We start from the raw sequence: 23,259 nt of genomic DNA on the forward strand, positions 1-23,259 counted from the left end.
GTGAATCCATATTGATGATCTACGGAAGAAGGACAGGGAACGGCTAAACATAACCCTTTGCTTTAAAAAACTCAAATATAGGGGTGGCTGCTGAGCGTATGACCAATACTTATTCGGGTACCATCTGTATAAGGATGTATAGTGTCCGTTTTCTTGGACCAACTCTCCCTAAAACCGTACGAATATAGTGTATTCTATGTTAACTGAACCTCCGCTTCGACGTCAAAATACGGGCCCGCGCCCCGATCAGGAAAGCGATGCCGCGATATCCTCGGCGAAGTAGGTGAGTATCAGATCCGCGCCTGCCCGCTTGATCGACAGCACCGATTCGTACGCGCTTTCGGTCGTGTCCAACCACCCTTTCTCCCCGGCCGCCTGCAACATCGCGTACTCCCCGGAGACGTTGTACGCCGCGACGGGGTGGTCGAACTCCCGACGGACGTCCGCGACGACGTCGAGGTACGGGAGCGCCGGCTTCACCATCAGCACGTCCGCACCCTCCTCGGCGTCGCGTCGTGCCATCCGCATCGCCTCGCGCCGGTTCCCCGGATCCATCTGGTAGTGGCGTCGATCACCGAACGCCGGCGCGCCGTCCGCCGCGTCGCGGAACGGCCCGTAGAACGCCGACTCGTACTTCACCGCGTACGCCATTACGGGGATGTTGTCGTGGCCCGCCGCATCGAGGGCCTCACGGATCGCCCCGACTTGTCCGTCGGCCATCGACGACGGCGCGACCATGTCCGCGCCCGCCTCGACGTGCGAGAGCGCCGTCCGCGCGAGCAGGTCGAGCGTCTCGTCGTTCTTCACCGTCAGGCCCTCGCCCGCACGGGCATTCTCTGCTAAAACCCCACAGTGGCCGTGTTCGGTGTACTCGCAGAGACAGACGTCCGTGATCACGTAGGCGTCCGTCTCCGCGCTGATCCGTCGGACCGCCTCCTGCACGACGCCGTCCTCCGCCCACGCACGCGACCCGCGCGCGTCCTTCGATTCGGGGATCCCGAAGACGATGACCGCCTCGACACCCGTCGCCAACACCTCCTCGACCCGTTCGACGGCTTCCGAGACGGGCACGCGCTCGTGGCCCGGCATCGACTCGATCGGGACGCGCTCGTCGGTCGTCGCGTCGACGAACACCGGCGCGATCAGGTCGCTCGCATCAAGACTCGTCTCGCTCACCAGCCCGCGGACGCCGTCTTGACGGAGCCGTCGGGGCCGTCGCGTCATGTCCATACGCACATGTGGGTGCCCGTCCGCTTATGGCTCCCGGAGCCACCGCAACCCGATTCGATATCGCATAATACGATTTATGTCGTCCCGGCTGGCGGACAACTATTTCTGTCATTATCTCACATGCCCACGCGATGACGGCCATCGCACTCGACGTGACCGGTGATTGGGGTGAAGACCTCCTCCACGCGTACTACACGGCGTTACAGGGCAAGAAGCGCGGGCTTCGTCCCGACGAGGAGTGGAACGACCCCGAGGCGACGCCGGGGTTCCAGCTCGGCCTCGAATACCTCGGCGAGCGCCCCTACGTCGAGGCGAGCGTTCCCGACGACCTCAGTACCTGCCTGGAGGGCTACGACGGGACGATCTCCGGCGACGCGCTCCGCGGTCTCGTTGATGCCTTCCGGGACGCCACCCCGGACGAGCGTTCGTTCGCCGTCGAGACGGGGCCGGTCGCCGTCTGCGAGTTCGCGGTCGAACACGGCCACGCCGTCGAACTCCGCGAGTAACCTCTTCTTTTTTCTACGACGCGATGGCCACTATGACCAGCGCCCCGGCGACGCCAAGTACGGCGTAATCGCCCTTCCCGAACGCGAGGGCGGGCGGCGTCGGGTTCCACGAGAGACAGCGCGCTCGGAGCGCGAGCGTTAGCGCGTCCGCGCGCCGGAACGCCCGAGCGAGCGCGCTGACCGCGAGGTGTTTCACTCGGCGGTCGACGCGTCGTTCGTCGCCCAACCGAACCCACGCGCCCTCGCGGAGCCGCCGGAGGTCGGCCTGGAGGAGTGGGAGGAACCGGAAGACGAGCGCCACCCCGAGCCCGAGGAACCGGCCGGCTCGCCCCGGGACGAGTCGCGTGATCGCCGCCCGCGACTCCCGCGGCGGCGTCGTTTTCACGTACGCGGCCGCGAGCGAGAGCAAGAGGAGCGTCCGATAGACGGCGAACAGCGGGTCGCGTGCGCCCGTGGGGTCGATCCACGGCGGATCGAGCCGGAGCGCGCCGACGAACGGGGCGACGAGCAGGAACGGGAGGACGCCGCGGTACTCCGCGAGGACCGTTCGTACCGCGAGCTCGCAGTACCGGAGCGCGAGCAGACAGACGGCCGTGAGCGCGAGGAGCCAACGCGGCGTCGGATGCGCGAGCGCAACCGTCGCGAACGCGGCCTGAAACGCGAGCTTCGTCCGGGGATCGAGGCGGTGGCCGAGCGTGTCGCCGGGCGCGTGGCTCAGCACGGCCGATCGACCGGGAGCCCCGCCAACTGCTCGACGGCTGTCTCGGGGGCGTCGTCCACGACGATCGCCCCGTCGTTCAGAACGACCAATCGGTCGGCCGCCGCGAGCACGTCCCGGAGGTCGTGTGTGACGACAACGACGCCCGTGCCCGCCGCGTGCAGCGAGCGCAGCCGTTCCAACACGCTCGCGCGTGCCGGCGCGTCCAATCCGGTGAACGGCTCGTCCAGCACGAGGTGATCGGGGTGCATCGCCAGCGCGCCGGCGATCGCGACCCGCTCGCGCTCCCCGCCGGAGAGCGCGTCGATCCGCTCCCCACCGCGCCCATCAAGGTTCACGGCGTCGAGCGCGTCCGCGACGCGTTCCGCGATCTCGTCCCGGGGAAGCCCGAGGTTCTCCGGGCCGAACGCGACGTCCGCGCCGATCGTCGCCGCGACGAACCCGTCGCGGGGCTCCTGGAACACCATCCCGACCGCCGTCCGCGCCACGACGCGATCCTCGGCTACCCGCGTCCCGTTCACCCGGACCGTTCCCTCGTCCGGGTCGAGCAGGCCGTTCCAGTGGCGCACGAGCGTCGTCTTCCCCGACCCGTTCGCGCCCGCGAGGACGACGAACTCGCCGTCCTCGATCGCCAAGTCCACGCCGTCGAGTGCCGTCACCCCGCCGTAGCGATGAACGAGGCCCTCCGTCTCGATCATCTGTTTCGCAGCCGCTCGCTACGCGCGACGAGCACCGCGACGACGCCCTTCAGGATCTCCCCGGGGACGAACGGAACGACGGTGACGAGCGCCGCGCTGACGAGTGCCCCGAGCGGGTCCGCGAAGAGCGCGAGGTCGCCGAAGTAGGCGTACCCGACGGTCCCGAACGCGTAGATCACGACAGTCGTCGCCGTCAACCCGACCGCGAGCCGCCAGCCCGCGATATCGCCGGCCGGTGTCCGCTCTTCCGTTCCGTGCGCGACGTAGCCCAGCAACCCCGCCGCGAACGGGTACGACCAGAGATAGCCACCCCAGGGGCTGACCAGTTGGCCGACGCCGCTCGCGCCGTACGCGTACACCGGCGCGCCGACCGCACCCGCGACGACGTATAGCGCGAGCGAGGCGAACCCCCACCGCGGCCCGAGGAAGATCCCCGCGAGGAAGACACCCAACACCTGCATCGTGTACGGGACCGGCGAGATCGGCAGTTGAACGCTCACGTAGGAAAACACGCCCGTTAGCGCCGCGAACAGCGCCGCCCGAACGACGTGCGCCACCACCTCGTCATCGACGAGCGCGACCGACTCCGTGTCCGTGCTCATGCGCTACACACTCTCGTCAACCATAATCAGACTAGTGGTTTACGAAATAACGACGCCACCCGAAAGCCTATACGCGCCTGGGGGGAAGCCCGGACGATATGGACGAGAAGACCCGCGAGCTCCGCGACATCTTCGTCGACGTCACCGAGGGCGAAACCGTAACGGAGTCCCAGCAGGAGGGCCACGGGTCGCTCGCTACCGACGCCGAGATCGACGATCGGCTCCACGACGTCGTGGACGCCATGCGCGAGCGTCTCGACTTCCGCACTGATCTCGACGACGACGCCCTCGTTCGGCTTGTCCGCGGGTTCTACGCCGGCGACGACGACACCGCGCTCGCCGACACCCTCGGCGTCGACGAGGAACGCGTTGTCGAGGCTCGCCGCGACCTCCACCTTGTACAGCCCGACGTCGCCGACGCGCCACTCGACCTCGACGCCCTCCGGCGCGCCATCGAGACCGGCGATCCGAGCGACGCCGACCTCGCCGCCGACCTCGATAGCGACCCCGACACCGTCCGCGAATACCGGCGGGTCGCCCGCATCCAGACCGAGATCCGCTCACTCAACGACCGCTATCGCGCCGAGTTCGAGAGCATCCTCCAGGATCGCGATCTCGCCGAACGCCTCACGACCGCCGCCCAAGAGGACGGGCTCGAGGAGGCTACGGAGGGCCAGGAGACGAACACCAACCTCTAGCAAGCCCTTTTCCGGGAGCGCTCGCAGAGCGCCCCCGGAAAACCCCTTGCAGATTCCCACCCTCGTCGTGGTCGGAGCGCGCCGCTCCTCCCTGCTCGCGCTCGCCTTGCTCACGCGAACGTCGGCAGACGCGGGCGGGCGGCCAAGGACCGCCCGAACGCATCGTGGGGTGCGGTCGCCGCGACCGTCGCCGCACCGCGACCGTCGCCGCACCGCGACCACTGCCGCGCGCGGTCACTCGCTCCGCGCACCGCTCCGCCCCCACGTCGCGTAGAGGCCGCCGCCGACGGCGAGCGCGACGGCCACCGCGAGCGCGCCCGCGACGACGCCGGTCGGGTCGGGCGCGAACAGCGGCCCAAGGACGGCCCCGGCGACCAGGCCGACGACCGCACAGACGAGCGTTCGTACGCCATCGGTGGTCATACGCCCTCTCGTCGCGCCCGCCGCATAGTCGCTTCCCCCGAGGTCCAAGTACGAGGACGGTGCCACTCGGTCGCGTGCCCACTCCTGTCTCCTTCGCCGATCTCGCCACGGCCGCGTACTGTCCGCGACAGCTCTACTACCGTCGGATGGAGGACGCCTACGACCTCCCGGCGTCGGTCGAGCGGGTCCGCGATCTCGCCTCGCGGTATCCGACACTCGTCGAGGCGAGCGACGCCGCGCTGCGCAACACCGTCGCCGTCGAGCCCGCGACGTACCGGGCGCGCCTCGGCGCGGTCCTGACGCGTTATCCAGGGCTCGCGTCGCCGGACGAGACCGACGTTCTGCTCACCGGAAAGGACTGTCGCGGGCGCGTCGCGAAAATCGTCTCGCCGCTCGCGCCGACGCTCGTCTCGCCGGGCGAACCACCCGAAACGGGGGTGTGGGAGCCACAGAAAGTCCGGGCGGTCGCGGCCGCGAAGGCGCTCGCGTGGCGCGAGCGCGCGCCCGTCGAGTACGCGTACGTCGAGTATCCGCGCCATGGCATCGTCCGTGAGGTGTCGATCACGACGCGCGCGAAGGCGGCGTACCGGCGCGTCCTGCGGGCGGTTCGGGGGATGGACGGGCCACCCTCGCGACTCGGCGATGACGCGAAATGCGGGGGTTGCGACTACCGCGAGCGGTGTGGCGTTCGCACGCGCTCGCTCTCCTCGTTGCTCTGACTCAGTGTCCCGCTCTGGCCGTCAGTGCTCGACGAGCCACTCCGCGATGGCGTCGGCGTTCGCGCCCTCGCGGATGACCGTGTCGTTCGCGACGTCGACGACGGTGCTCTCGACACCGCCCGTCTCGCCGCCGTCAAGGACGATGGCGACGTCGTCGATGAAGTCAGGGTCGAGGGCGTCCACGCGCCGGACGCTCCCCGTCCCGCTCCGGTTTGCGGACGTCGCGGTGATGGGCTCGACGCGTTCCAAGAGGGCGAGCGCGATCTCGTGATCCGGTACGCGGACGCCGACGCGCTCGCGCCCGCCCGTGAGTGCGTTCGGGACGACGTCGCGCTTCTCGCAGACGACCGTCACGGGACCGGGGAGGAAGGCGTCCATGAACGCCTCCTCGCGCTCGCCCGCGACGACGTACTCGCGTGCAGCATCGGCGCTCGGGACGCCGAGGCTCAGCGGCTTCGAGCGATCGCGGCCCTTCGTGGCGTACGCGCGTTCGATCGCCTCAGGGTCGAGTGCGTCCGCGCCGAGGCCGTACACCGTCTCGGTCGGATAGACGACGAGGTCGCCGTCGCGGATCGCGGCTGCGGCCGCGTCCAGGTCTTCGCTCGTGACGCTCACAGGTCGGCGATGGCGGCCTCGATCGCGTCGTACTCGGGGAAGTCCGGCCACTCCGCCGCCGTCCACGCGTACGCGACCGTTCGATCGGGTTCGAGGAGGAAGACCGAGGGCCGCGGCTCGGAGACGCCGGCCATCCCGTCGAGGTCGTGACTGATCCCGTACGTTTCAGCGACCTCGTTCTGTGGGTCGCTGAAGAGTCGGTACCCTAGTTCGTCGAGGCCGCGCTCCTCGATCGTCGTCGCGTGCTCGTACGGCGTGGAGATCGAGACGCCGACGACCTGCACGTCGAGGTCGCGCTCGACGAACGCCTGCCACATGTACGTCGTCGGGAACGCGCCGTCCATCGGGTGGAAGACGAGAAGCACCGGGCCGTCGTCGGTGAGGTCGGAGAGCGCGGCGTCCTCCCAGAACTCGCCGTTTACGAGCGGGCGCGTGAAGTCTGGGGCCGTCTCGCCGACCGCGGGATGGTCGGCCTCGGGGAGCCGCGAGACGTCGAAGTCGACCATTAGTCCTCCCCCTCCGTGCCGTCGCCGTACGTCGTTTCAAGATAGTGGACGACGTTCGCGGACTCGGCCATCGCGACGCCCGTATTCTCATCGACGATCGCGGGAACGGTCCGCGCGCCGACGAGGCGCTTGACGACGTCGCGCTCCGAGTGCATCGGCTCGACGAAGCGGGAGTGATACTCGATGCCGAGATCGTTCAGCACGCGCACGACGCGCTCGCAGTACGGGCACGCCTGCAATCGGTACAGGGTGATCGCCGCGTCCTGGCTCTCCGGGTTCGGTGGGGCGCTCGTCGCGCTCATACTCGGTTCATCGGTCGAATACGGGGTAAACGCTTCGCCCGCGGCGGACCGTGCAGAAACGCTTAATCCTCGGGGGCCGGAAGCCACGGTACCGAATGGGCGCAGCTGCACTCCTCGCGACGACGCCGGCAGTGCTGGGGCTCGACACGCCGACGATAACCGCCGTCGGGGTGGCCGTGCTCGTCGTGTTGATGGGGCTCTCGGCGTTCTTCTCCTCCTCGGAGCTCGCGATGTTCTCGCTCGCGCGCCACCGCGTCGAGTCGCTCGCCGAGGAGGGCGTTCCGGGCGCGGCCGCGGTCGCCGACCTGAAGGCCGACCCGCATCGCCTCCTCATCACGATCCTCGTCGGGAATAACCTCGTGAACATCGCGATGTCCTCTATTGCGACCGCGCTCGTCGGCATGTACTTCACGAACGCGGGCGTCGCGGTCCTCATCTCCACGTTTGGCGTCACCGCCCTCGTCCTCCTCTTCGGCGAGAGCGCACCGAAATCGTATGCCGTCGAGAACTCCGAGACGTGGGCGCTGCGCATCGCCGGCCCGCTCAAGTGGTGTGAGCGCTTCCTCCTCCCGCTCGTCATCACGTTCGACCACCTCACGCGGGTCGTAAACCGCCTCACGGGTGGTGGCGCGGCCATCGAGTCCTCCTACGTCTCGCGCGACGAGATCCAGGAGATGATCCGCACCGGCGAGCGCGAGGGTGTCATCGAGGAGGACGAACGCGAGATGCTCCAACGTATCTTCCGGTTCAACAACACCATTGCGAAGGAGGTGATGACGCCGCGCCTCGACGTCGATGCCGTCTCGACCGACGACTCGCTCGAGGAGGCTATCCAGACCTGCGTTCGCTCCGGCCACGAGCTCCTCCCGGTCTACGAGGGAAGCCTCGACAACGTCGTCGGCATCGTCAGCCTCCGCGACCTCGTCCGCCAGTACAACTACGGGGAGAGCGACGGGGTCGCCCTCGACGACCTGATGGAACCCACGCTCCACGTCCCCGAGTCGAAGAACGTCGACGAGCTCCTCCAGGAGATGCAAGAAGAACGCGTCGGCCTCGTCGTCGTCCTCGACGAGTTCGGCACCACGGAGGGGCTCATCACCACCGAGGACCTCATCGAGGAGATCGTCGGCGAGATCCTCGAAGGCGAGGAGGAGCGCCCCGTGACGTTCGTGGACGACGACACCGTCATCGTCCGCGGCGAGGTGAACGTTGATGAGGTGAACGAGGCGCTCGGCATCGAACTCCCGGAGGGCGAGGAGTTCGAGACGATCGCGGGCTTCATCTTCAACCGCGCGGGGCGGCTCGTCGAGGTCGGCGAGACGTTCCGCTACGAGAACGTCGAGCTCCGTGCCGAGCAGGTGGAGAACACCCGCATCATGAAGGCGCGTGTGACGAAACTCGACGAGGAAGTGACGCCGGAGACGGCGGAGGCGGCCAACGACGCCGAGTCGCTCGAAAACTGAGTCGGCCCCCGAGCGAGTTCGTTCTTACGCCACCAGGGTTACGAGGCGGAACACGGCGTAGCTCGCGGCGAGCGCGATCGCAAGCGATCCCACCCACGCTGCCGCGGTCTTGAGCATCTTCTCGCGGCTGACGCCGCCGCCCGCGCTCCCCGCCGCGTAGCCGCCGCCGACGATGGCGGAGACGATGATCTCGTTGAACGAGACGGGGACGCCGAAGAAGACGGCGGCCTGCGCGATGGCGAAACTCGGGATGAGCGCGGCGATCGAGCGCCGCGGACCCAAACTGGAGTAGTCCTGCGCGAGCGCCTTGATCATCCGCGGCGCGCCGGTCCACGACCCCACGAGCAGGCCGAGGCCGCCGCCAACGAGCACGTACGTCGTCGGGACGCTGTCGCCGACGAGCGGGAGGAGCGGGCCGACGGCGAGGCCGACCTGACTCCCGCCGGCGGAGAACGCGACGAGGCCGCCGAGCGCGAGGAGGAAACGGCGGTTGGCGGCGTCCGAGTGGTTCGCGACGTCCCAGCGGACGACGCTGGCGATGATGAGGGCGAGTGCGGCGGTCGCCCCCGCGACGGCGAGCGTTTGTGGTAGGTCGGGGAACTTCGTCGCGGCCGTCCTGGCGAACGACTGCCCGATGCCCGGCGGCCCGAGGAAGACGAACTTCACGTTCGCGATGAGCGCGCCGACGACGGCGGCGAGTGCGGGGACGAGCAGCGCGTCGCGATCGATCTCGCGGAGACCGTACGCCGTCGCAAAGGAGGTGAACCCGCCGACGAACGGGACGAGCACCCACAGCGTCGCGATTTGCGTGTACTTATCCCATGCGGGCGCGCCGCCCATTGCGAGGCCGGTGCCGACGACCGCGCCGGTGACGGTGAACGCCGTGGCGATCGGATAGCCGGTAAAGACGCCGACGGCGACGAGCGTTGCGGCGGTGAGGAGCGCGACGATGACCGCGACGGAGGTGAGTGTCGCGCCGTTGATGAGACCGTGCCCGACGGCCTCCGAGACGTTCGCGCCTTGGAGGACCGCCCCGAGGAAGCCGAGCAGGCCGACGTAGAAGCCCGCGCGCATCACGGGGATGGCGTTCGCACCGACCGCGGGCGCGAACGGCGTCGACCCGCTCGACCCCGCGCCGATGGTCCACGCCATGAACATGCTAGCGAGCGCGGCGACAAGCAGGGTCCCGGTGGCGGCGACGGTGACCATTTGTAGCCTCGACAGGGGGCGCGGAGAAAGGGTTGTCGACTCAGTTCGTCGAGGGCTTCGATTCGCCGCCGGTCCGTGGTGCCTCGACGCCCTCGGCGGCTGCGGCGGCACCCGTCTCCTTTTCGGTGTCGACGTGCCAGCGCTCGACATCGTCGTCGTACTCGTGGAGCACTTCCCTGACCTCGTCGCGCAACTCGTCGTCGTTCACCTGTATCTCGAAGGCGAAAGTATCGTCCTCGCCGCGGACCCGCTGGACGTTCGCCGAGACGAGGTCGTTGTCGAAGTAGTACGGGGCCATCTGCGTCATCACGCGCTTGTAGACGGTGTTCTCGACTTTTCGGAGGGCGCGCCGACTGGCGGTGTCGGCGGCGCGCGCGACGTGCCCGATCGACTCACCCCACTTCTCGACTGCGCCCTCCGTGTCCTCGTCCTCCAGTTTCTCGTAGGACTCGCTGAGGCGCTCGCCGGCCGTCTGGAGGTCGTCGTCGACGTCCTCACCGGCCTTCTCGCCCTCCCCTTCGGCGACGCTCGCCTGTTCTGCGGTCTTCTCGTTGACGTCCGTCGTGAGGCGCTCGTGGGTCTTGGGCCGCCAGTCGTCCCACTCCTCGTAGGCCGCCCGATAGGGTTCGTCCGCATCGACCTCCCGTAGCGCCGATGTGATGCGCTCGCCGTGTTCGACGATGTCCCCCCACGTCCCCCGCACGCGGAAGCCCGAGATGCTCTCGTCCATCGCTTATTCGCACACGTACGACGGCATCGCCCTTACGTGTTGCCAGCGACTCGGTGGCACGCCTCTAGCGCCCGTATGTGAATCCGCGGGCCCACTCGTTCAGCCGTTCCTTGAGCCGCCCGAGCGCGACGACGTGCCGCGAGACCGCACGGACCTTGCGTTCCTCGACCTCGATGACGTTCTCGCCCTCAAACGGGCTCCGACCGCTCGTCAGGTCGGCCGCGCTCGACATCGCGCAGCGCCCGCACGCCTCGACTATGTCTTTCGTTCCCATATCACTTGATTCGTCCCCCACGGACTTCGGTGTTACGCGCCCGCACGCCGCCGCTGACCGTGGCCTTTTCTCCCTCCGCCCCGAGTACGCCCCTATGGGATACCACACGATCGACCCGGACGAACTCGACCCGACGCCCGAGCGCCCCTGTGATCAGCGCTCGATCACCGACGCCGCCGACCTCGACAACTTCGCGTTCAACGTCTACACCGCTCAGCCCGGCGAATCCATCCCGCTCGCCTACCACGTCCACGAGGAGCAAGAGGAGGCCTTCTACGTCCTCTCCGGTGACCTCCACGTCGAGACGCCCGAGGGCGACTTCGTCGTCGGCGCGGGCGAGGTCTTCGTCGCCGAACCCGAAAGTCCGCACTTCGCGAGCGTCCCTGCGGACGCCGAGAAAGCGGTCCGCGCGGTCGCCGTCGGCGCGCCGAATGTCGACGATGTCTCGCCGTACGAGGCGGATGAGTGAGCGGACGGACGCCGCGAGTGTCGACGAGGAGGGTGGCGTGAGCGCGGACGCTACGCCCGCCGACGAAGCCCCGGCGCGCCCCGTGTGGGACGACGCCTACCTCGACGACGTTGCCGAACGTCTCCAGTACTCCTTCGACCTCGAACGCGACGTTGACCTCGACGGTGAGACGTGGCCCCTCTACGGCCAGTTGAACCTTGAACGGGAGAAGTACTTCCTCCACCCGTCGATCTCGTACGGGCGACACGATTCGGACGAACACCTCTTCGCCCGCCGTGTCGACGGCCTCGACACCACTGACCTCGACGCGCTCGTCGAACTGGGCCATCAGCTCGCGGACGAGCGCATCACCCCGAATGAACGCCATTACAGCACTGAGTTCACGTTCGCACTCGTCGTCCCCGAAATCGACGCGGCGGTCCGCGACTACGTCTCGGGCTTTCGCGAGCGGACCCTCCTTAAATACGGCTACTACGGTCACTACGAGGTGAACCTGCTCGTCGTCGCGCCCAAGCGCGAGGCGTGCGTCGCGAGCGAGGAGGCGGACGTCGCCGACGCCTTCCGGACGTGGGACGCGCCAGCGACACGCGATCGCGGCCTGTTCGGGCGGCTCGCGGACGCGATCTTCGGCTGAGAAGGGACCGAAACGCGGGTTTCGTCGCTATTCTTCGACGCCGCCGTCGGTGGCTGCGGGCTGCTTCCCGCGCGCCTCACGGACGTTCGCGACGCCCTTGCGGAGCAACAGGAGCGCGAGGACGATGAGAATCGTCCCGATGACGACTTGCAGGGCAAGCGACCACGCGGCGCTCTGCGTGTTCCCGAGGATCAACCCCTGGTAGAGGTTCTGGTAGTACTCCAAGTAGACGAGTGCGCAGACGGTGACGACGCTCATGAGCGCCATCGGTACGCCGGTGCTGAGGAGCTGTTTCTTCTCGCTCCAGTTGGCGAGCCAGACGGTGCCAGTGAGGAGCGCGAGTGCGGCGAGCAGCTGGTTCGCGCTGCCGAAGAGCTGCCAGAGCGGCGTCCACGTCCCGGAGGCGATGAGGACGTACGCGACGACGCACTGCCCGAAGCTGTTGACGTAGCGATTGGAGGTGGCTTCCTGCACCTGCGTCTCGGGCGTGCCGACGATCTCCTCGAAGAGGTAGCGTCCGAGACGTAGTGCGGTGTCCGTGGAGGTGAGGAGGAAGCTCACCATCACGAGCGCCATGAACGGCGCGCCGAAGGAGACGGGGATACCGAGGCTGCTGAGGAAGATCCCGCCGCCCTGTGCGAACTTCGGGAGCGCGAGGCCGACGCCGCCCGCGGCGTCACTCGCGGTGACGCCGACGACGGCGACCGCACAGAGTGAGAGCGTGGCGAGCAGGCCCTCGCCGAGCATCCCGCCGTAGCCGATCATTCGGGCGTCCGTCTCCTTGTTGAGCTGCTTCGACGTCGTCCCCGAGGAGACGAGCGAGTGGAACCCGCTAATCGTCCCGCAGGCGATGGTGACGAACAGCATCGGGAACAGCGGGCTGAACGTGCCGAGCGTCTGGTTGCCGCCGAAGGACGTGAACGCCGGGATGTTCGTCACGAGCGGCTGGCTCGACGTCGCGAAGATCGTCCCGACGATGACGGCGATGAGCGCGCCGCCGACGCCCGCGTAGAGCAGGAACGAGGAGAGGTAGTCACGCGGCTGGAGGAGCGTCCAGACGGGGAGGACGCTCGCGATGAGCGAGTAGAGCAGGATGATGGGGATCCACGTCTGCTGGCTGAGCTGGATGGGGAAGCGCATTCCGACGAAGACGCTCACGAAGACTAGCGCGACGAAGACGACCGTCCCCGGGACGAACGGGAGGTCGAGCTGATAGAGGTAGACGCCGAAGAGGAGCGCGAGGCCGATGTAGAGGATGCTCGCCGTCGCGGCGCTCGGGTACTTCTGGAAGACGAGGCCGACGACGAACGCGAAGACGGCGACGACGAGGATGATGGTGAGGAAGGCGAACCAGAGCAGTAGGTTCTTCCCCTCGTCACCCACGTACTCGCCGATGATGTACCCGATCGAGCGTCCCTCGTGTTTGAGGCTGGCGCTCAGGGAGACGAAGTCGTGGACCGCGCCCATGAGCGGGTTCCCGATGGCGATCCAGAGGACCGCGGGGAGCCATCCCCACAGAAGGCCGGCGGTGATGGGCCCGACGATGGGGGCCCCGCCGGCGATGCTCGAATAGTGATGCCCGAGGAGTACCGGCTTCTTCGCCGGCACGTACTCCTGTCCGTCCTCGTACTTGTGCGCCGGCGTCTCAGCGTCCTCGTCGAGCCCGACGAACCCCGCCAGGTACTTCGAGTAGCTGAGGTACCCGACGCTGAAGATGATCAGGACGCCGACGACCAGCCAGAGTAATGCAACCATGCTATGGGAGAGAAACCCATGAATGTACATAATTGTTTCTTCTAAGACCGACGGCCGAGCACGCGCCGTCGCCTGTGACATTAGCGTCGGCACATCGCGACCGACCCGGACGGTCCGATCGACGAACCCCGCTCAGTCGGCGACGTCGATCTCCAGTTCGGCCGCGACCTCGTCGAGAACATCGCCCTTCACCTCGCCCGTTCGGGACGCGATGCGTGCGACGACCGGAACGGGAATGGTCTCCTCGGTCTCCGCGATCCGCTCGCGCTCGCGCGTGACGCGCTCCCGGAGATAGTTAGCACCCCGGCCGCGCTCGTCGTCGTCGGGTTCGGGCGTGACCTTGTTGACGACGAGGCCGGCCACGTCGAGGTCGTGCTCGGCGAGGCGCTTGACGGCGCGCCGCGTCTCCGCCACCGAGAGCTCATCCGGATTCAACACAAGATAGAAATCCGCGTCCTCGCGGAGCGTTCGTCCCGCGAATTCGAACTTCTCCTTGCGCTCGCGGAGCCGGTGGATGATCGGATCGTTCTCGGCGGTCTTGCGCGGTTCCTCGCTGCCGATCGCCGCCTTCTGGTAGAGATCGAGGCTCGTCTCACGCTTCTCGATGAGCCGATCCACCCAGTCGCCGAGGAAGTCGGGGAGCGAGAGCAGCCGGAGGGTGTTGCCGGTCGGCGCGGTGTCGAAGATCACACGGTCGTAGTCGTCGGCTTCCTCGCGCATCACGCGGATCACCCGATCGAAGAGCGCGGCCTCGTACGCTCCCGGCGTCTCGTGGGCCATCTCGATCTGTTTGTCGATCTCGTTGACGACGACCTGACTCACCTGCTCTTCCATCTCGCGGCGGATGTCCATCAGGTGTGCCTCAACCTCGGCCTCAGGGTCGATCTCCATCGCGGCGAGATTCGCGTGGCCCTCGACGGGTTTCGGATCGTCCCCGAAGGGCTGCCCGAAGACGTCCGAGGTACTGTGTGCGGGGTCGGTGGAGACGACGAGCGTCTCGTGGCCGGCGTCCGCACACCGCAGCGCGTACGCCGCCGAGACGGTCGTCTTGCCGACGCCGCCCTTTCCGCCAAAGAAGGTGAACCGGGCCATCAGAAGTGGAAGTGCCCCTTCCAGTCGAGGACGCTGTCCCGATCCCACATCCGGCGCTCCCACGCCCCGAAGTCCTCCGCGAGGTAGGGGAGGAGTTCGGCGGTGTAGTAGGAGACAGGACTCGGGATCCCAAAGGCGTCCGCGAAGCACGCGAAGAAGAACGCGTCCTCCTGGTCCATCGCCTCGTCCTCGATCTGCTCGAACGCCGGGTGCTCGATCATCCCGTGGTAGAGGCCGTGGAGGACTTCCATCGCCTGTTCGCGCGCCCGCGCGAACTGCTCGTGGATCGTCATATCCTTCATGTGGGTCCGTGAGGGTTTAACGTCCCCGGCGTGGTCGCGGCGACGACTTGGGATCGGTACATTCACCCCGAACGCGGGCCGCTTTGCACCTATGACCATCGAGGACCGCGACGACGCGAACGTCATCACGCACGCGCTCGCGAAGGACACGCTCTCGAGACTTCGCGATAAGCACACCGAGCAGGTCGCCTTCCGGAAGGGGCTCGTGAAACTCGGCCGTATCGCCGGCTACGAGGTCATCGACGGCGCGATGGACACCGAGTACGTCACCATCGAGACGCCGCTGACCGAGACGACCGGCGAGCGCGTGAAGGGGCTCGACGACGTCGTCATCATCAACGTCCTGCGCGCCGCGACGCCGTTCGTCGAGGGGCTGCTGAAAGCTTTCCCCCGCGCGAAGCAGGGCGTCATCTCCGCGGGCCGCGACGAGGAGGCCGGGATGAACGAGAGTGGTGAGTTCCCCATCACTGTCGACTACGTCAAGCTCCCCGACATCCGCGAGGAGGACACGGTCATCGTTGCCGACCCGATGCTCGCCACCGGCTCGACGATGTGTACCGTTCTCGGGGCCGTCCTCGACGACCAGCCCAACCCGGAGAACCTCTTCGTCCTCTCCGCGGTCTCCGCGCCCGACGGCCTCCTTCGCGTCTCCGAGGCGTACCCCGAAGCCGACCTCCTCACCGTCTCCATCGACGACCATCTCGACGAGAACGGCTACATCATCCCCGGTCTCGGCGACGCCGGCGACCGCGCCTTCCGCACGAAGTAACCCCTTCGCTTCCCTTCGAAACCGTACGACTGCATACGGATGGTAAACCGACCCCTCGAACCGAAACGCACCCCCGGACGACTCCCCTGTGTGACGTTGCCGTGTCCGGATCGGCGGGTCGCGCGACGGATCGAGAAAAACGCCGTATTACCGGGCACACGGCCCTTTTCGTAACCGTTTGAACGTTTGTATTAAACCAGCGAATATTTAGCTCTTGGGTGGTCTATCCTGGAGTATGTCGAAATTTAACCGACGTAACTTCGTGAAAGCGACCGGCGTAGCGGGTATCGCGGCACTCGCCGGCTGTTCCGGGGGCGGCTCGGGCGAGGGTGAGACCAGCACCTCGACGAGCGGTGGCGAGACCAGTACCTCGACGACGCAGAGCGGTGGCGAGACGCGCCTCTCCTGGCACGCCGGCGGTACCGGCGGAACGTACTACCCGCTCTCCAACGAGTTCAAGAGCGTCATCGAGGGACACACGGACTACGGCGTCCAGGTCCAGTCCACGGGGGCGAGTGTCGAGAACGTCGGTAGCCTCTACTCCGGCGACGCGGACTTCGCGCTCATCCAGAACGACATCGCGTACTTCGCGAAGAACGGCACCGGGATCGAGGCGTTCCAGGGCAACCCCATCGAGAACCTGATGGGTGTCGCGACGCTCTACCCGGAGACGATCCACGTCGTTACGCTCGCCGACTCGGGCATCGAGACGCTGCAGGACCTCGAAGGCGAGCGCGTGAACACCGGCGACCTCGGCTCCGGTACGCAGGTCGACGCCCTCCAGATCCTCAACGCGGTGGGCATCACGCAGGACGACTTCCAGGAGCAGAACACGAGCTTCAGCCAGGCCGCAGAACAGCTCCGTAACGGCGACGTCGACGCGACGTTCACCGTCGGCGGCTGGCCGGTCGGCGCGATTAGCGACCTCGCGACCACCGAGGACATCCGCATCGTCCCCATCGACGGCGAGGCCCGCGAGAGCGTCAAGGACGCCGCCTCCTTCTTCGCGGACGACCAGATCCCCGCCGGCACGTACAGCGGTATCGACGAGGCCGTCCCGACCGTCGCCGTGCAGGCGATGATCGCCACGAACGCCGAGGCGTCCGCGGATGTCGTCGAGAACGTCACCGCCGCCATCTTCGACAACGTCGACGAACTCAGCATCAAGACGGACTTCATCTCGAAGGCGAGCGCGCAGGACGGGATGTCCATCGAGCTCCACGAGGGCGCACAGGCCTACTTCGGCTAACCGCCCGCCGTCGATCCGCTCCCCCTCCCTACTGTGTCCGCTCTTATCGATAGACTCCGCGACCGTTTTGGCCGACGAGCCGCGCTGCTCGTCGCCATCGCCGCCGTCGTCGCCATCGCCCTCCTCGCGGCGGCCACCGCCTCGGCCGTCCCGGCCGGCAAACAGCTCACCGTCACCGATCAGGAGACCGGCGACGTCGTCATCCAGACGCCCGTCCACGAGAACTCGACGGTCTCGCTCGTCTACATGCACAGCGTCCAGAAATCACCCGTCGTCGACCAGTACACGGTCCGTGGACACACGCTCGTCTACACCCGCATGGAGTTCGAGTCCTACGGCTGGGGCCTCCCGAGTCGCTCCGACGTTCGCGAGGTCAACGGCACGTTCGTCCTCGCGAACCCCGACTGGCAGGGCCGCGAGATCAACGTGAAACCCGGCCACATCGCCGGCCACCACCTCATCGTTGACGGCCGCGACTACGACCTCGTTGAGCGCTCGAACGCCCGGGCCGTCACGATCCGCGTGACCGACCGCTCGCTGCTCGCTACCGTACTCCACACGCATGAGTGACACTCCAACCACCGACGCCGGTACGGCCGACGACGACAGTCTTCCCGACGATGCGGACGAGATCGTCCAAGAGCTCGAACGCAAACGGAGCCTCCGCGGGGCCGCGGCGATCCTCGCGGCGATCATCGGGATCGGCTTCTCCGTCTTCCAACTCTGGCTCGCCGCGCGCGGCTTCATCCTCACGGTCACGCTCCCGGTCGTCGGCCGGGTGGAGGTCGCGGCCCTCCAGCAACTGCAGGTCAACGCCATTCACGTGACGTTTGCGCTCCTGTTGGCCTTCCTCCTCTTCCCGCCGACGAAGGGAGACGGCTTCCTCGCCCGCCGGCTCTCGACGGCGCACGCCGCGATCAACGCGCGCATCGGTGGTCCGGTCGCCCACCTCGTTGACGGCGTCGCCGGCGCGCTCGCGTGGCTCATGCTGGACCGCAAGGGTGAGCGCGTTACGCCCGTCGACGTCGTCTGCATGATCCTCGCGGTCCTCGCCGGCGGCTACGTCGTCACTGACTTCTCCGAGATACAGCGCCTGCGCGTCTTCGGGCTGGAGTCCGGCCGCCCGATGCAGGCGGTCTTCCCGCACCTCAGCCCGCTCGTCGACACCGTCGCCACACTCGGTATCCCGCTCGACACGACGTCCTACGCGTTCCTCATGGGAATCGCTGGAACGCTCCTCGTCCTCGAGGCCACTCGGCGCGCGCTGGGCTTCCCACTGATGGTACTCGTCAGCTCCTTCCTCGTCTACGCGCGCCTCGGCTACCTCATCCCGAGCGACGCGCCGCTCGTCGGCGTCTTCGGGACGACCCAAATCGACTGGTACACGATCGTCCAGAACATGTGGTTCAACACCGAGAACGGCATCTTCGGGATCCCGGTCTCAGTGAGCGTGCAGTTCATCTACATCTTCGTGCTGTTCGGGGCGTTCCTCGAGATGTCCGGTGCGGGCCGGTGGTTCATCGACTTCGCCTACTCGCTGACCGGCCGCCGTAAGGGCGGCCCCGCGAAGGCGAGCATCCTCGCCAGTGGTTTCATGGGGACGATCAGCGGGTCGTCGATCGCCAACACCGTCACGACCGGCGCGTTCACGATTCCGCTGATGAAACGCTCGGGCTACCGCGCCGAGTTCGCGGGGGCCGTCGAGGCGTCTGCGTCCTCCGGTGGGCAGATCCTCCCGCCAGTCATGGGCGCGGCGGCCTTCCTCATCGTCTCCTACACGGGGACGCCGTTCGCCGAGGTCGTCGTCGCCGCCACCATCCCCGCCGTCGTCTTCTTCTTCGGCGTCTGGGTGATGGTGCATTTGGAGGCATCTCGAACCGGTATCGGCGGCGTCGCGGAGGACGCGCTCATCAACGTTCGCGAGCACCTCCGCAAGGGGTGGTTCTACCTCCTCCCGCTCGTCTTACTCATCTACTACCTCGTCGTCATCCGCTACACGCCCGCGCGCTCGGCGTGGTTCACCATCGTCGCGCTGTTCGCGCTCGTCGCGCTCGTCGCCGCCTACAACGAGCGGACGCGCCTCCCGCTCCTCGTCGGCATCGTCGCGCTGTTCTGCGCGGACCTCGCGGCGTTCGCCGTTGCCGGCGTCAACGCCATCGAGTTCCTCGTCGGCGCGCGTGCCGCGGGGATGCCCCTCGGTGAGGCCTTCGCGTACGCTTCCCCCCACCTCGGGTGGATCGTCACGCTCGCCTGCGTCGCCGTCCTCCTCGTTCGCCCGCGCGGCGACAGCCCGCTGCTCGACTACGACGAGCACGTCGACGACGCCGCCGAGTCGGTCGCCGGCACGATCGGTCGCCCATCGCTCACCGACAACCGCGCGTTCGGCTACCTCTCCTTCGTCGGGGCGTCGATGGAGTCCGGCGCGCGTACCGCCACGACGGTCGTCATCGCCGTCGCCGCCGCCGGCATCATCCCCGGCGTCGTCGCCTCCACCGGGCTCGGACCGAACCTCACGAGCCTCATCATCGCCGTCAGTGGCGACTCGCTCGTCCTCCTGCTCGTCATCACCGCAATCGCCTCCATCATCCTCGGGATGGGGATGCCGACGACGGTCACGTACATCATCCTCGTCAGCCTCCTCGGCTCCGCGATCACCGACATCGGCGGCATCCCGATTCTCGCCGCCCACCTGTTCATCCTCTACTTCGGCGTCATCGCTGACATCACGCCGCCCGTCGCCGTGGCGGCCTACGCGGCCTCCGGGATCGCCAAATCCGATCAGTTCCAGACGGGCGTCGAGGCGTTCAGCCTCTCGTTGAACAAGGCGATCGTGCCGTTCGCGTTCGTCCTCTCGCCCGGCATCCTCCTGCTGCGCGGGACGGGCGGTGCCGAGTCCGTCCGCACGCTCACCGCCGCCGACGTCGCCGATCTCGGCTTCTTCGTCCCCGAGGTCCTGATACCCGTGATCTGCGTCTTCATCGGCGTCTACGCGCTCGGGCCGACCATCATCGGCTACCTCTACTCGTCGCTCTCGCGCACGGAGCGCCTCGGCTTCGCCGTCGCCGCGCTCTTCTTGATGGCACCCGGACTCCTCGGCATCGTCCAGCGGACTGTCGGCGTCGCCCCGCTCGCCTTCGATCTGACGTTGCGCGCGCTCGGCTTCGTCCTCTTCGTCGCGCTCGTTTTGAAGAACCGGCGCACCCGCGACGGCTCCGACGGCGAGCCCGTCGACACCGACGCCAACACCGGTACGAACGCGAGCGTCGAGGTGTAACTACGAGATCTCGACGCGTCCCGAGGTCGCGTTCCGCAACCGTTCTTGCAGCGCCTCGGCGTCGTCGCGCCGACACGTTATCTCGAAGGAGACGCGTTCCTCGTACGCCGCGTCGAAGTCGCAGTCGGCCGATTCGAGGATCCCCCGCACCGTCCCCGAGTCGTCGTAGTCGACGACGGCACTGAGGGCCGTTCGTGGCCGTTGGGTCGTGACGCCGGCGTCGTCGACCGTCTCCTTCACCGCCCGCGAGTACGCCCGCGCGAGTCCGCCGACGCCGAGCTCCGTGCCGCCGAAGTAGCGCGTCACGACGACGACGGCGTTCTCGATGTCGCGTTGCTGGAGGACGTTCAGCGCGGGCTTCCCGGATGATCCTGAGGGCTCGCCGTCGTCGCTCTGGTACTCGCGGAGCAGGACGCCGGCTTCCGCCCCATCTCGATCACGGCCGTCGTCGCTCGCCACTCGAACCCGATAGCAGGGCACGTTGTGGCTCGCGTCCGCGTAGCGCTCCTGCACCTCGTCGATGAACGCCTCTGCTTCCTCGACGGTCTCGGCGGGGCGGGCGCGCCCGATGAACGCGGAGCCCCGGATCTCGAAGCGCGCCTCACCGAAGCCCGCGAGCGTGTCGTAGGTGTTGTCCGCCATCAGGAGAGTTCGACGGAGCGCACGAAGGGGAGATCCATCAACGCGGTGACGACATCGCCGGGGAGGTCGGTGTCGACGACGAGGTAGAGGCGCGGCTCGTCCGTGAACTCCGGGTCCTCGCTGATCGTCTGTCTGATGCTGACGTCGTGGTCCGCGAGGAGGCTGGTTACCGCCGCGACGAGGCCCGGATCGTCGGCGTCGTGGACCGCGACCGTCACGACCGTCAGGTCGAGGACCGGCGCGAGATCCATCAGGCTCGGGATCTGACTGATGTTCTGGAAGATCCGCCGGAGCTCCTCGTCCGCGAGGATGGCGTCCGTCGTTGAGTCGACGACGCGCCGATCGACGCCGACCTCCTGGGCCAGTTGGGTGTCCGCGATCTCGATGCCGCCCGAGACCACGCGGCCCTCGTCGTTCACCGAGAACCCGCGTTCGAGGAGGAGTCGAATGACGGCCTGCTGGCCGGGGCTCCCCTCGAACTTCCGCATGATGTCCTCGAACACACGGACGCGTACGCGGCGCGGCCGGTAAAACCGTCGGGGGTCGCCCCGCATGCTTTTTCGCCCCGCCGCCGGTAGCCCGAGGTATGCCACGAGACGCGCCGTCGGACACCGGTCCCTTCGACATCGTCCCCGTCGACGCCATCCGCGACGGTCGGGCGACCGACGCCTACTTCGAGCGCACGCGGACGACGCTCGAACACGCTGGCAAGAACCCACACGTCGTCGCGGAGGTCACGGCCGATCAGTTCCCCACCGGCGAGTTCGAACTCCTCGGTGGCGTGAAGGACGCCGCCCACCTCCTCGAAGGGCTCCCGATCGACGTTGATGCGATGCGCGAAGGCCGGCTCTTCGACGGCGGCCCGGTCATGCGCATCGAGGGCGACTACCTCGACTTCGCGCGCTACGAAACGAGCCTGTTGGGCTTCCTCTCGCACGCGAGCGGCTGTGCGACCGCGGCGCTCGACGTCCGGCGTGCCGCTCCCGACAGCCAGGTGTTGAGCTTCGGTGCGCGCCACGTCCATCCCTCGATCGCCGCGATGATCGAGCGCGCGGCGCTCGTCGCCGGCCTCGACGGCATCAGTCACGTCGCCGGCGGTGAGGTCATCGGCCACGAGGCGAGTGGGACGATGCCCCACGCGCTCCTCATCGCGTTCGGCCGCGGCCACCAGGAGGACGCGTGGCGGGCGTTCGACGAGGCCGTCGACGCCGACGTCCCGCGGGTTGCGCTGGTCGATACTTACTCGGACGAGAAGGACGAGGCGATCCGCGCCGCCGAGACGCTCGGTGATCGCCTCGACAGTGTCCGGCTCGACACGACGGGATCGCGCCGCGGGAACTTCCGCCACATCATCGAGGAGGTCCGCTGGGAGCTCGATCTCCGGGAGCACGACGATGCCGGGATCTTCGTCAGCGGCGGCCTCGGTCCCAACGACCTCCGTGACCTCCGCGACGTCGTGGAAGGGTTCGGCGTCGGCGGCTACGTCTCGAACGCCGATCCCGTGGACTTTGCACTCGACATCGTCGAACGCGACGGCGAGCCCTGTGCAAAACGGGGGAAACTCTCCGGGGCGAAGGACGTCTACCGGACGCCCGACGGTGCCCACCACGTCGGGCTCGCGTCCCGACCGGGGCCGACCGACGGCGAGCGGCTCTTGGAGCCGTTGCTCCGTGATGGTGAGATCGTCAGGGAGTTCGATATCGACGACGCGGCGCGGCGTGCGGCCGCTGACGTGAAGAACGTCGACCTCTAGCTACGGGTCGTCACGTCGCCGTTCGGTTCGTCCTCCTCGAAGACCTGGCCGTCGAAGAGCGTGACGACGACGTCGTCGTCCTCCCACGCGCCGTTCGGGAGGCCGGCCTTCCGACAGGTCCGATCGAGATACTCGAAGACGGTCCAATCGTTCTCGACGGGGACGGTCGGATACATCCAGCCGTACTGGCCGTCACCGTCGACGATGACGCCGTGCGTGCCGAGTTCGATGTCGGCGACCGGATCGTCGGTGAGAATGAGGTTTGAGACGGTACAGACGGAGACGCGGATCGTGTCGAGCTCGGCGGGTTCGACCTCCGAGCCACACGAGGAGTCGCTGGCCGCGTTGATTGCGGCCTCGACGATGGCGTGGCCCAACTGTTTCGAGCCGTTCCCGAGGTCGCGGATGGAGTCGTGTGCACCCGCACACCCACGGAGTCGCCCGCGCCCCCGTGTCGATTGGAGACGGACGAACGCGCCCGTCCGGTTGTAAAACGCATCGCGCATGCTCCCGGGCTGTTCGCGTTGTCCATTACGAACGAACGCTTCGACCGAGTCACGCGCGAGTTCGACGGCGCGAACGCCGTCGTCCTCGGAAAGGTGTATCGACTGGGCCTCCGACATTACG

The 23,259-nt window shown here is 67.5% G+C and carries 28 protein-coding genes; 11 read left to right on the forward strand and 17 right to left on the reverse strand.

Features of this window, described 5'->3' with window-relative positions:
• Positions 1–246: 246 nt before the first annotated feature.
• Entirely contained in the window at positions 247–1,230 is a 984-nt protein-coding gene (gene hemB, locus ABDZ36_RS08810) for a porphobilinogen synthase (RefSeq protein WP_211312743.1), read from the reverse strand.
• A 131-nt stretch (positions 1,231–1,361) separates the two neighbouring features.
• Between hemB and ABDZ36_RS08815 the strand changes: the two genes are divergently transcribed.
• Positions 1,362–1,736 (forward strand): hypothetical protein, encoded by a 375-nt coding sequence (locus tag ABDZ36_RS08815; protein WP_211312744.1) that lies wholly within the window; start codon positions 1,362–1,364, stop codon positions 1,734–1,736.
• A gap of 13 nt (positions 1,737–1,749) precedes the next feature.
• Here the strand turns inward: ABDZ36_RS08815 and ABDZ36_RS08820 are convergent, their stop codons facing one another.
• Genes ABDZ36_RS08820 through ABDZ36_RS08830 form a run of 3 tightly spaced genes read right to left on the reverse strand, consistent with a single transcriptional unit; the run spans position 1,750 to position 3,754 of the window.
• Positions 1,750–2,457: an energy-coupling factor transporter transmembrane component T family protein gene (locus ABDZ36_RS08820; RefSeq protein ID WP_211312745.1), complete on the reverse strand. Its 708-nt coding sequence runs from the start codon at positions 2,455–2,457 to the stop codon at positions 1,750–1,752.
• The gene (locus ABDZ36_RS08825; RefSeq protein ID WP_211312746.1) at positions 2,451–3,152 is read right to left on the reverse strand and encodes an energy-coupling factor ABC transporter ATP-binding protein; all 702 of its coding nucleotides are present in this window, start codon (positions 3,150–3,152) and stop codon (positions 2,451–2,453) included. The genes ABDZ36_RS08820 and ABDZ36_RS08825 overlap by 7 nt, the downstream gene beginning before the upstream one ends.
• The gene (locus ABDZ36_RS08830) at positions 3,149–3,754 is read right to left on the reverse strand and encodes a biotin transporter BioY (RefSeq protein WP_211312747.1); all 606 of its coding nucleotides are present in this window, start codon (positions 3,752–3,754) and stop codon (positions 3,149–3,151) included. The genes ABDZ36_RS08825 and ABDZ36_RS08830 overlap by 4 nt, the downstream gene beginning before the upstream one ends.
• A 98-nt stretch (positions 3,755–3,852) precedes the next feature.
• On the opposite strand from ABDZ36_RS08830, the gene ABDZ36_RS08835 reads away from it, so the two are divergent.
• Positions 3,853–4,452, forward strand: a complete 600-nt coding sequence (locus ABDZ36_RS08835; protein ID WP_211312748.1) for a sigma factor-like helix-turn-helix DNA-binding protein — start codon at positions 3,853–3,855, stop codon at positions 4,450–4,452.
• 234 nt (positions 4,453–4,686) lie between these two features.
• Here the strand turns inward: ABDZ36_RS08835 and ABDZ36_RS08840 are convergent, their stop codons facing one another.
• Positions 4,687–4,875 (reverse strand): hypothetical protein, encoded by a 189-nt coding sequence (locus ABDZ36_RS08840; RefSeq protein WP_211312749.1) that lies wholly within the window; start codon positions 4,873–4,875, stop codon positions 4,687–4,689.
• A gap of 74 nt (positions 4,876–4,949) precedes the next feature.
• Here ABDZ36_RS08840 and ABDZ36_RS08845 point away from each other — a divergent pair, with 74 nt between their 5' ends.
• Positions 4,950–5,594 carry a CRISPR-associated protein Cas4 gene (locus ABDZ36_RS08845; protein WP_211312750.1) on the forward strand — a complete coding sequence of 215 codons (645 nt, stop codon included), beginning with the start codon at positions 4,950–4,952 and terminating at the stop codon, positions 5,592–5,594.
• A gap of 21 nt (positions 5,595–5,615) precedes the next feature.
• Here the strand turns inward: ABDZ36_RS08845 and ABDZ36_RS08850 are convergent, their stop codons facing one another.
• The 3 genes from ABDZ36_RS08850 to ABDZ36_RS08860 are packed head-to-tail and all read right to left on the reverse strand — an operon-like array spanning position 5,616 to position 7,017.
• Complete coding sequence (locus tag ABDZ36_RS08850; protein ID WP_211312751.1) at positions 5,616–6,209, reverse strand: L-threonylcarbamoyladenylate synthase; 594 nt, start codon at positions 6,207–6,209, stop codon at positions 5,616–5,618.
• Positions 6,206–6,715, reverse strand: a complete 510-nt coding sequence (locus tag ABDZ36_RS08855) for a redoxin domain-containing protein (RefSeq protein WP_211312752.1) — start codon at positions 6,713–6,715, stop codon at positions 6,206–6,208. The genes ABDZ36_RS08850 and ABDZ36_RS08855 overlap by 4 nt, the downstream gene beginning before the upstream one ends.
• Positions 6,715–7,017 (reverse strand): glutaredoxin family protein, encoded by a 303-nt coding sequence (locus ABDZ36_RS08860; protein WP_211312753.1) that lies wholly within the window; start codon positions 7,015–7,017, stop codon positions 6,715–6,717. The genes ABDZ36_RS08855 and ABDZ36_RS08860 overlap by 1 nt, the downstream gene beginning before the upstream one ends.
• A gap of 95 nt (positions 7,018–7,112) precedes the next feature.
• On the opposite strand from ABDZ36_RS08860, the gene ABDZ36_RS08865 reads away from it, so the two are divergent.
• Entirely contained in the window at positions 7,113–8,480 is a 1,368-nt protein-coding gene (locus ABDZ36_RS08865; protein ID WP_211312754.1) for a hemolysin family protein, read from the forward strand.
• Between the two features lie 24 nt (positions 8,481–8,504).
• On the opposite strand, the gene ABDZ36_RS08870 is transcribed toward ABDZ36_RS08865, so the two are convergent.
• From ABDZ36_RS08870 to ABDZ36_RS08880, 3 genes are all read right to left on the reverse strand, one after another.
• Positions 8,505–9,689 carry an inorganic phosphate transporter gene (locus ABDZ36_RS08870; protein WP_211312755.1) on the reverse strand — a complete coding sequence of 395 codons (1,185 nt, stop codon included), beginning with the start codon at positions 9,687–9,689 and terminating at the stop codon, positions 8,505–8,507.
• Positions 9,690–9,729: 40 nt separating this feature from the next.
• Positions 9,730–10,419 (reverse strand): DUF5828 family protein, encoded by a 690-nt coding sequence (locus ABDZ36_RS08875; RefSeq protein WP_211312756.1) that lies wholly within the window; start codon positions 10,417–10,419, stop codon positions 9,730–9,732.
• Positions 10,420–10,483: 64 nt separating this feature from the next.
• Positions 10,484–10,693: a DUF8007 family protein gene (locus tag ABDZ36_RS08880; RefSeq protein WP_211312757.1), complete on the reverse strand. Its 210-nt coding sequence runs from the start codon at positions 10,691–10,693 to the stop codon at positions 10,484–10,486.
• A gap of 94 nt (positions 10,694–10,787) precedes the next feature.
• Here ABDZ36_RS08880 and ABDZ36_RS08885 point away from each other — a divergent pair, with 94 nt between their 5' ends.
• Both ABDZ36_RS08885 and ABDZ36_RS08890 read left to right on the forward strand, forming a co-directional pair.
• Positions 10,788–11,162 carry a cupin domain-containing protein gene (locus ABDZ36_RS08885; protein ID WP_211312758.1) on the forward strand — a complete coding sequence of 125 codons (375 nt, stop codon included), beginning with the start codon at positions 10,788–10,790 and terminating at the stop codon, positions 11,160–11,162.
• Positions 11,155–11,796 (forward strand): DUF8052 family protein, encoded by a 642-nt coding sequence (locus ABDZ36_RS08890; RefSeq protein ID WP_211312759.1) that lies wholly within the window; start codon positions 11,155–11,157, stop codon positions 11,794–11,796. The genes ABDZ36_RS08885 and ABDZ36_RS08890 overlap by 8 nt, the downstream gene beginning before the upstream one ends.
• A 27-nt stretch (positions 11,797–11,823) precedes the next feature.
• Here the strand turns inward: ABDZ36_RS08890 and ABDZ36_RS08895 are convergent, their stop codons facing one another.
• The 3 genes from ABDZ36_RS08895 to ABDZ36_RS08905 form a co-directional block, all read right to left on the reverse strand.
• On the reverse strand, positions 11,824–13,551 hold the full coding sequence (locus ABDZ36_RS08895) for a carbon starvation CstA family protein (protein WP_211312760.1): 1,728 nt from the start codon (positions 13,549–13,551) through the stop codon (positions 11,824–11,826).
• 132 nt (positions 13,552–13,683) lie between these two features.
• Complete coding sequence (locus tag ABDZ36_RS08900) at positions 13,684–14,643, reverse strand: ArsA family ATPase (protein WP_211312761.1); 960 nt, start codon at positions 14,641–14,643, stop codon at positions 13,684–13,686.
• Positions 14,643–14,936: a DUF7990 family protein gene (locus tag ABDZ36_RS08905; RefSeq protein WP_211312762.1), complete on the reverse strand. Its 294-nt coding sequence runs from the start codon at positions 14,934–14,936 to the stop codon at positions 14,643–14,645. The genes ABDZ36_RS08900 and ABDZ36_RS08905 overlap by 1 nt, the downstream gene beginning before the upstream one ends.
• 100 nt (positions 14,937–15,036) lie before the next feature.
• Between ABDZ36_RS08905 and upp the strand changes: the two genes are divergently transcribed.
• The 4 genes from upp (at position 15,037) to ABDZ36_RS08925 (ending at position 20,237) form a co-directional block, all read left to right on the forward strand.
• Complete coding sequence (gene upp, locus ABDZ36_RS08910; protein ID WP_211312763.1) at positions 15,037–15,714, forward strand: uracil phosphoribosyltransferase; 678 nt, start codon at positions 15,037–15,039, stop codon at positions 15,712–15,714.
• A gap of 235 nt (positions 15,715–15,949) precedes the next feature.
• Positions 15,950–16,963, forward strand: coding sequence for a TAXI family TRAP transporter solute-binding subunit (locus ABDZ36_RS08915; protein ID WP_211312764.1), 1,014 nt, complete (start codon positions 15,950–15,952; stop codon positions 16,961–16,963).
• A 33-nt stretch (positions 16,964–16,996) separates the two neighbouring features.
• Positions 16,997–17,533: a DUF1850 domain-containing protein gene (locus tag ABDZ36_RS08920; RefSeq protein WP_343749284.1), complete on the forward strand. Its 537-nt coding sequence runs from the start codon at positions 16,997–16,999 to the stop codon at positions 17,531–17,533.
• The gene (locus ABDZ36_RS08925) at positions 17,526–20,237 is read left to right on the forward strand and encodes a TRAP transporter permease (RefSeq protein WP_211312765.1); all 2,712 of its coding nucleotides are present in this window, start codon (positions 17,526–17,528) and stop codon (positions 20,235–20,237) included. The genes ABDZ36_RS08920 and ABDZ36_RS08925 overlap by 8 nt, the downstream gene beginning before the upstream one ends.
• Here ABDZ36_RS08925 and ABDZ36_RS08930 read toward each other — a convergent pair whose 3' ends face one another.
• Positions 20,238–20,879, reverse strand: a complete 642-nt coding sequence (locus ABDZ36_RS08930; RefSeq protein WP_211312766.1) for an IMPACT family protein — start codon at positions 20,877–20,879, stop codon at positions 20,238–20,240. It lies immediately after the preceding gene.
• Positions 20,879–21,382: a TrpY family transcription regulator gene (gene trpY, locus ABDZ36_RS08935; protein WP_211312767.1), complete on the reverse strand. Its 504-nt coding sequence runs from the start codon at positions 21,380–21,382 to the stop codon at positions 20,879–20,881. The genes ABDZ36_RS08930 and trpY overlap by 1 nt, the downstream gene beginning before the upstream one ends.
• Before the next feature lie 83 nt (positions 21,383–21,465).
• Between trpY and ABDZ36_RS08940 the strand changes: the two genes are divergently transcribed.
• A complete protein-coding gene (locus tag ABDZ36_RS08940; RefSeq protein ID WP_211312768.1) occupies positions 21,466–22,632 on the forward strand; it encodes a nicotinate phosphoribosyltransferase in 1,167 nt (388 codons plus the stop codon).
• Here the strand turns inward: ABDZ36_RS08940 and ABDZ36_RS08945 are convergent.
• Positions 22,629–23,255: a TIGR00296 family protein gene (locus tag ABDZ36_RS08945; protein ID WP_211312769.1), complete on the reverse strand. Its 627-nt coding sequence runs from the start codon at positions 23,253–23,255 to the stop codon at positions 22,629–22,631. The two genes, ABDZ36_RS08940 and ABDZ36_RS08945, sit on opposite strands and share 4 nt — an antisense overlap.
• Positions 23,256–23,259: the final 4 nt, after the last annotated feature.

This window comes from Halarchaeum salinum (genome assembly GCF_039520965.1).
Classification (GTDB): Archaea; Halobacteriota; Halobacteria; order Halobacteriales; family Halobacteriaceae; genus Halarchaeum; species Halarchaeum salinum.

Coding starts and splice junctions, on each gene's coding strand:
- ABDZ36_RS08840 (WP_211312749.1), bottom strand. CDS start 4,875: ATGACCACCGATGGCGTACGAACGCTCGTCTGTGCGGTCGTCGGCCTG.
- ABDZ36_RS08925 (WP_211312765.1), top strand. CDS start 17,526: ATGAGTGACACTCCAACCACCGACGCCGGTACGGCCGACGACGACAGT.
- ABDZ36_RS08870 (WP_211312755.1), bottom strand. CDS start 9,689: ATGGTCACCGTCGCCGCCACCGGGACCCTGCTTGTCGCCGCGCTCGCT.
- ABDZ36_RS08855 (WP_211312752.1), bottom strand. CDS start 6,715: ATGGTCGACTTCGACGTCTCGCGGCTCCCCGAGGCCGACCATCCCGCG.
- ABDZ36_RS08915 (WP_211312764.1), top strand. CDS start 15,950: ATGTCGAAATTTAACCGACGTAACTTCGTGAAAGCGACCGGCGTAGCG.
- ABDZ36_RS08825 (WP_211312746.1), bottom strand. CDS start 3,152: ATGATCGAGACGGAGGGCCTCGTTCATCGCTACGGCGGGGTGACGGCA.
- ABDZ36_RS08905 (WP_211312762.1), bottom strand. CDS start 14,936: ATGACGATCCACGAGCAGTTCGCGCGGGCGCGCGAACAGGCGATGGAA.
- ABDZ36_RS08865 (WP_211312754.1), top strand. CDS start 7,113: ATGGGCGCAGCTGCACTCCTCGCGACGACGCCGGCAGTGCTGGGGCTC.
- ABDZ36_RS08940 (WP_211312768.1), top strand. CDS start 21,466: ATGCCACGAGACGCGCCGTCGGACACCGGTCCCTTCGACATCGTCCCC.
- ABDZ36_RS08900 (WP_211312761.1), bottom strand. CDS start 14,643: ATGGCCCGGTTCACCTTCTTTGGCGGAAAGGGCGGCGTCGGCAAGACG.
- upp (WP_211312763.1), top strand. CDS start 15,037: ATGACCATCGAGGACCGCGACGACGCGAACGTCATCACGCACGCGCTC.
- ABDZ36_RS08830 (WP_211312747.1), bottom strand. CDS start 3,754: ATGAGCACGGACACGGAGTCGGTCGCGCTCGTCGATGACGAGGTGGTG.
- ABDZ36_RS08835 (WP_211312748.1), top strand. CDS start 3,853: ATGGACGAGAAGACCCGCGAGCTCCGCGACATCTTCGTCGACGTCACC.
- ABDZ36_RS08875 (WP_211312756.1), bottom strand. CDS start 10,419: ATGGACGAGAGCATCTCGGGCTTCCGCGTGCGGGGGACGTGGGGGGAC.
- ABDZ36_RS08930 (WP_211312766.1), bottom strand. CDS start 20,879: ATGGCGGACAACACCTACGACACGCTCGCGGGCTTCGGTGAGGCGCGC.
- ABDZ36_RS08880 (WP_211312757.1), bottom strand. CDS start 10,693: ATGGGAACGAAAGACATAGTCGAGGCGTGCGGGCGCTGCGCGATGTCG.
- ABDZ36_RS08815 (WP_211312744.1), top strand. CDS start 1,362: ATGACGGCCATCGCACTCGACGTGACCGGTGATTGGGGTGAAGACCTC.
- ABDZ36_RS08885 (WP_211312758.1), top strand. CDS start 10,788: ATGGGATACCACACGATCGACCCGGACGAACTCGACCCGACGCCCGAG.
- hemB (WP_211312743.1), bottom strand. CDS start 1,230: ATGGACATGACGCGACGGCCCCGACGGCTCCGTCAAGACGGCGTCCGC.
- ABDZ36_RS08890 (WP_211312759.1), top strand. CDS start 11,155: ATGAGTGAGCGGACGGACGCCGCGAGTGTCGACGAGGAGGGTGGCGTG.
- ABDZ36_RS08945 (WP_211312769.1), bottom strand. CDS start 23,255: ATGTCGGAGGCCCAGTCGATACACCTTTCCGAGGACGACGGCGTTCGC.
- ABDZ36_RS08895 (WP_211312760.1), bottom strand. CDS start 13,551: ATGGTTGCATTACTCTGGCTGGTCGTCGGCGTCCTGATCATCTTCAGC.
- ABDZ36_RS08860 (WP_211312753.1), bottom strand. CDS start 7,017: ATGAGCGCGACGAGCGCCCCACCGAACCCGGAGAGCCAGGACGCGGCG.